This is a genomic window from Cyanobacterium stanieri LEGE 03274, from assembly GCF_015207825.1.
GTDB lineage: Bacteria > Cyanobacteriota > Cyanobacteriia > Cyanobacteriales > Cyanobacteriaceae > Cyanobacterium > Cyanobacterium stanieri_B.
Window position 1 is genome coordinate 1 of the sequence record NZ_JADEWC010000055.1, and the last position, 5177, is coordinate 5177.

Sequence of the window (5177 nt, forward strand, 5' to 3'; positions counted from 1 at the left end):
GCGATGCCCAGCGAAAAGAAAAAAAGATTGAAAGGTCAAAAGCCTTAATATGTAACAGTTGTGACAGAAGTTGAAAAAAAGTTTCGAGAAAAAGTTGCCATTTTGAGGAGAGTTAGTTATATTAGTATATGTGCGATTGAGGGACACAACCCCTCGACAGTCACCACGAACCTCGACAATTCAATAGTTTGAAAGCCATTTTTCAAGTATTACATACATCCTTGTCAAAGAACTTATTTAAGAAATAAACAAAAAAAATCAAACTTAGGTTTGATGATTGCAAAGAAGAGCAAGTAAAACTACTTCAAAAAAAGGAATTGATTACTAAGGTAATTAAGAACTTACAATGGAGAGTTTGATCCTGGCTCAGGATGAACGCTGGCGGTATGCCTAACACATGCAAGTCGAACGGTCACTTAGGTGATAGTGGCGGACGGGTGAGTAACACGTGAGAATCTGCCCTTAGGTCGGGGACAACAGTTGGAAACGACTGCTAATACCGGATGAGCTGAAAAGTAAAAGATTTATCGCCTAGGGAAGAGCTCGCGGCTGATTAGCTAGTTGGTGATGTAAGAGATCACCAAGGCAACGATCAGTAGCTGGTCTGAGAGGATGAGCAGCCACACTGGGACTGAGACACGGCCCAGACTCCTACGGGAGGCAGCAGTGGGGAATTTTCCGCAATGGGCGAAAGCCTGACGGAGCAATACCGCGTGAGGGAGGAAGGCTCTTGGGTTGTAAACCTCAAAACTCAGGGAAGAAGAAAGTGACGGTACCTGATATAAGCATCGGCTAACTCCGTGCCAGCAGCCGCGGTAATACGGAGGATGCAAGCGTTATCCGGAATCATTGGGCGTAAAGCGTCCGTAGGTGGCATTTCAAGTCCGCATTCAAAGACCGAGGCTCAACCTCGGGCAGGGTGTGGAAACTGAAAAGCTAGAGTACAGGAGGGGTAGAGGGAATTCCTAGTGTAGCGGTGAAATGCGTAGAGATTAGGAAGAACACCAGTGGCGAAGGCGCTCTACTGGACATGTACTGACACTGAGGGACGAAAGCTAGGGTAGCGAAAGGGATTAGATACCCCTGTAGTCCTAGCGGTAAACGATGGATACTAAGTGTAGCGGGTATAAACTCCGGCTGTGCTGAAGCAAACGCGTTAAGTATCCCGCCTGGGGAGTACGCACGCAAGTGTGAAACTCAAAGGAATTGACGGGGACCCGCACAAGCGGTGGAGTATGTGGTTTAATTCGATGCAACGCGAAGAACCTTACCAAGACTTGACATCCGATGAATCTTGATGAAAGTTGAGAGTGCCTTAGGGAACATCGTGACAGGTGGTGCATGGCTGTCGTCAGCTCGTGTCGTGAGATGTTGGGTTAAGTCCCGCAACGAGCGCAACCCTCGTCCTTAGTTGCCAGCATTAAGTTGGGGACTCTAGGGAGACCGCCGGGGAGAACTCGGAGGAAGGTGGGGATGACGTCAAGTCAGCATGCCCCTTACGTCTTGGGCTACACACGTACTACAATGGTTGGGACAAAGGGATGCGAGACCGTAAGGTGGAGCGAAACCCATCAAACCCAGCCCCAGTTCAGATCGTCGGCTGAAACTCGCCGACGTGAAGGAGGAATCGCTAGTAATCGCAGGTCAGCATACTGCGGTGAATCCGTTCCCGGGTCTTGTACACACCGCCCGTCACACCATGGAAGTTGGTAACATCCGAAGTCGTTACTCCAACCGGTATAGGAGGAGGACGCCGAAGGTGGGACTAGTGACTGGGGTGAAGTCGTAACAAGGTAGCCGTACCGGAAGGTGTGGCTGGATCACCTCCTTATAAGGGAGACCACGAATAGTGGTCAACAAGGAATGTGATGAAGGATGGTTTTCAGACTAGAGATTGGGTTCATGGGCTATTAGCTCAGGTGGTTAGAGCGCACCCCTGATAAGGGTGAGGTCCCTGGTTCAAGTCCAGGATGGCCCATAGGTGGGGGTATAGCTCAGTTGGTAGAGCGCCTGCTTTGCAAGCAGGATGTCAGCGGTTCGAGTCCGCTTATCTCCAGTGAGAAAAACTTGGCACTGTTTAACCGAACAACTGCTGGGATAAAGTCTCAGTAAGAACCTTGAAAACTGCATAGAAAAAAAAGTAAGTAGGAAAGTCTGTATCAAAACAGATAAGGTCAAGCAAAGAAGGGCTAATGGTGGATACCTAGGCACACGAAGGCGAAGAAGGACGTAGCAACCTGCGAAAAGTCTCGGGGAGTTGGAAGCAAACATTGAGCCGAGAATGTCCGAATGGGGCAACCCTAAAAACACACCTTTTTTGAGGTGATGAGCAAACCTGGTGAACTGAAACATCTTAGTAGCCAGAGGAAGAGAAAACAAAAGTGATTCCCTTAGTAGCGGCGAGCGAAGCGGGAGTAGCCTAAACCAGCGTTTACGAATGCTGGGGTAGTGGGACACCAATATCGAGAGTGGATGTTAAACGAACTAGCTGAAAACTAGACCATAGAAGGTGAAAGTCCTGTAGTTGAAAACAGAAATAATTGTAGGTGAATCCCGAGTAGCACGGTATAAGAGAAATCCCGTGTGAATCAGCCACGACCACGTGGTAAGGCTAAATACAAAGTGTGACCGATAGAGAAAAGTACCGCGAGGGAAAGGTGAAAAGAACCCCGGGAGGGGAGTGAAATAGAACATGAAACCATTAGCTTACAAGCAATGGGAGTCCGATAGAACGGATGACCGTGTGCCTGTTGAAGAATGAGCCGGCGACTTACAGGCTGTGGCAGGTTAAGACGGAAAGTCGAAGCCAAAGAGAAATCGAGTCTAAATAGGGCGCTAGTCACAGTTTGTAGACCCGAACCCGGGTGATCTAACCATGTCCAGGATGAAACCACCGTAACAGGTGGTGGAGGTCCGAACCGACCAATGTTGAAAAATTGGCGGATGAGGTGTGGTTAGGGGTGAAATGCCAATCGAACCCGGAGCTAGCTGGTTCTCCCCGAAATGTGTTGAGGCGCAGCGGTGTGAAATGTCATGGGGGGTAAAGCACTGTTTCGTTGCGGGCTGCGAGAGCGGTACCAAGATGAGACAAACTCAGAATACCCATGATTGTAGCACTAGTAAGACGGTGGGGGATAAGCTTCATCGTCGAAAGGGAAACAGCCCAGACCATCAGCTAAGGTCCCCAAGTAAAGACTAAGTGATAAAGGAGGTGGGAGTGCAGAGACAACCAGGAGGTTTGCCTAGAAGCAGCCATCCTTGAAAGAGTGCGTAATAGCTCACTGGTCAAGCGCTCCTGCGCCGAAAATGAACGGGGCTAAGTCTTTCACCGAAGCTATGGACTCATATTTTGAGTGGTAGGGGAGCGTTCTCTATTGGGAGAAGCATTAGCGGCAAGCAGATGTGGACGATAGAGAAGTGAGAATGTCGGCTTAAGTAGCGAAAATTGAGGTGAGAATCCTCAACCCCGAAAGCCTAAGGGTTTCTCCAGAAGGTTCGTCCGTGGAGAGTTAGCCCGGACCTAAGGCGAAGCGAATAGCGTAGTCGATGGCAAGCAGGTAAATATTCCTGCGTGGCTTTGCAGGAGCTATTAAAGGGACCCATGAAAGATAAACTCGTCCTAAGTGGATTGGAAGCAACCTCGGTTGTGTGAGTGTAAGGATAGTGGCAAGAAAAGCTTTAATAGTGTTGAATGTAGAGTCCCGGTACCCGAAACCGACACAGGTAGGCAAGTAGAGAATACTAAGGGGAGCGAGTTAACTCTCTCTAAGGAACTCGGCAAAATGACCCCGTAACTTCGGGAGAAGGGGTGCCACCGAGAGGTGGTTGCAGTGAAAAGGCCCAGGCGACTGTTTAGCAAAAACATAGGTCTCTGCAAACTCGAAAGAGGAAGTATAGGGGCTGACGCCTGCCCAGTGCCGGAAGGTTAAAGAAGTTGGTCAGTCTTAGGATGAAGCTAGCGACTGAAGCCCCGGTGAACGGCGGCCGTAACTATAACGGTCCTAAGGTAGCGAAATTCCTTGTCGGGTAAGTTCCGACCCGCACGAAAGGCGTAACGATCTGGGCGCTGTCTCGGAGAGAGGCTCGGCGAAATAGGATTGTCTGTGAAGATACGGACTACCTGCACTTGGACAGAAAGACCCTATGAAGCTTTACTATAGCTTGGAATTGTGTTCGGGCCTGCTGTGCGCAGGATAGGTGGGAGACGAAGAAATTATCCTTGTGGGGATAATAGAGTCAATGGTGAGATACCACTCTCAGAAGGCTAGAATTCTAACTCTTAAATGAGGACAGTTTCAGGTGGGTAGTTTGACTGGGGCGGTCGCCTCCAAAAAGGTAACGGAGGCGTACAAAGGTTACCTCAGACTGGTTGGAAATCAGTCGAAGAGTGCAAAGGCAGAAGGTAGCTTGACTGCGAGACCAACAAGTCGAGCAGGGTGGAAACACGGTCTTAGTGATCCGACGGTGCTGTGTGGAAGGGCCGTCGCTCAACGGATAAAAGTTACTCTAGGGATAACAGGCTGATCTCCCCCAAGAGTTCACATCGACGGGGAGGTTTGGCACCTCGATGTCGGCTCATCGCAACCTGGGGCGGAAGTACGTCCCAAGGGTTGGGCTGTTCGCCCATTAAAGCGGTACGTGAGCTGGGTTCAGAACGTCGTGAGACAGTTCGGTCCATATCCGGTGCAGGCGTGAGAATATTGAGAGGAGCCTTCCTTAGTACGAGAGGACCGGGAAGGACGTACCGCTGGTGTACCAGTTATTGTGCCAACAGTAAACGCTGGGTAGCCATGTACGGAGTGGATAACCGCTGAAAGCATCTAAGTGGGAAGCCCACCTCAAGATGAGTATTCTGGTGTAAGGTCACGGGAAGAACACCCGTTAATAGGCACAAGGTGGAAGTGCAGTAATGTATGGAGCCGAAGTGTACTAACAGACCGTCAGCTTGACCTATCTTCAATCTACTTACTAATCATCTATGCAGTCTTGAGGGTTTCTAACCTCACAATCTTGACAGGTGTATCTAGCGTTATGGAACCACTACGATTCCATCCCGAACTCGTGGGTGAAACATAACTGCAGCGACGATACTACGGGGGTAGCCCCTTGGGACAATAGTTCTATGCCTGTCTTAATACTCCCATAAAAACCGCCTCTCTACATGGCGGTTTTTTTAT

The 5177-nt window shown here is 49.5% G+C and carries 2 tRNA genes and 3 rRNA genes; all 5 read left to right on the forward strand.

What is annotated here, in order from left to right:
* Nucleotides 1-343: 343 nt before the first annotated feature.
* The 5 genes from IQ215_RS14115 to rrf all read left to right on the forward strand — a co-directional run bounded on the left by IQ215_RS14115 (nt 344) and on the right by rrf (nt 5131).
* A 16S ribosomal RNA gene (locus IQ215_RS14115) occupies nt 344-1831 on the forward strand.
* Between the two features lie 73 nt (nt 1832-1904).
* A tRNA-Ile gene (locus IQ215_RS14120) sits at nt 1905-1978 on the forward strand.
* 5 nt (nt 1979-1983) lie between these two features.
* A tRNA-Ala gene (locus IQ215_RS14125) sits at nt 1984-2056 on the forward strand.
* A gap of 116 nt (nt 2057-2172) precedes the next feature.
* Nucleotides 2173-4953: ribosomal RNA gene (locus IQ215_RS14130) — 23S ribosomal RNA — on the forward strand.
* Between the two features lie 60 nt (nt 4954-5013).
* Nucleotides 5014-5131 (forward strand): 5S ribosomal RNA (rrf, locus tag IQ215_RS14570).
* Together the 16S, 23S and 5S rRNA genes with 2 tRNA genes alongside form the textbook arrangement of a ribosomal RNA operon.
* Nucleotides 5132-5177: the final 46 nt, after the last annotated feature.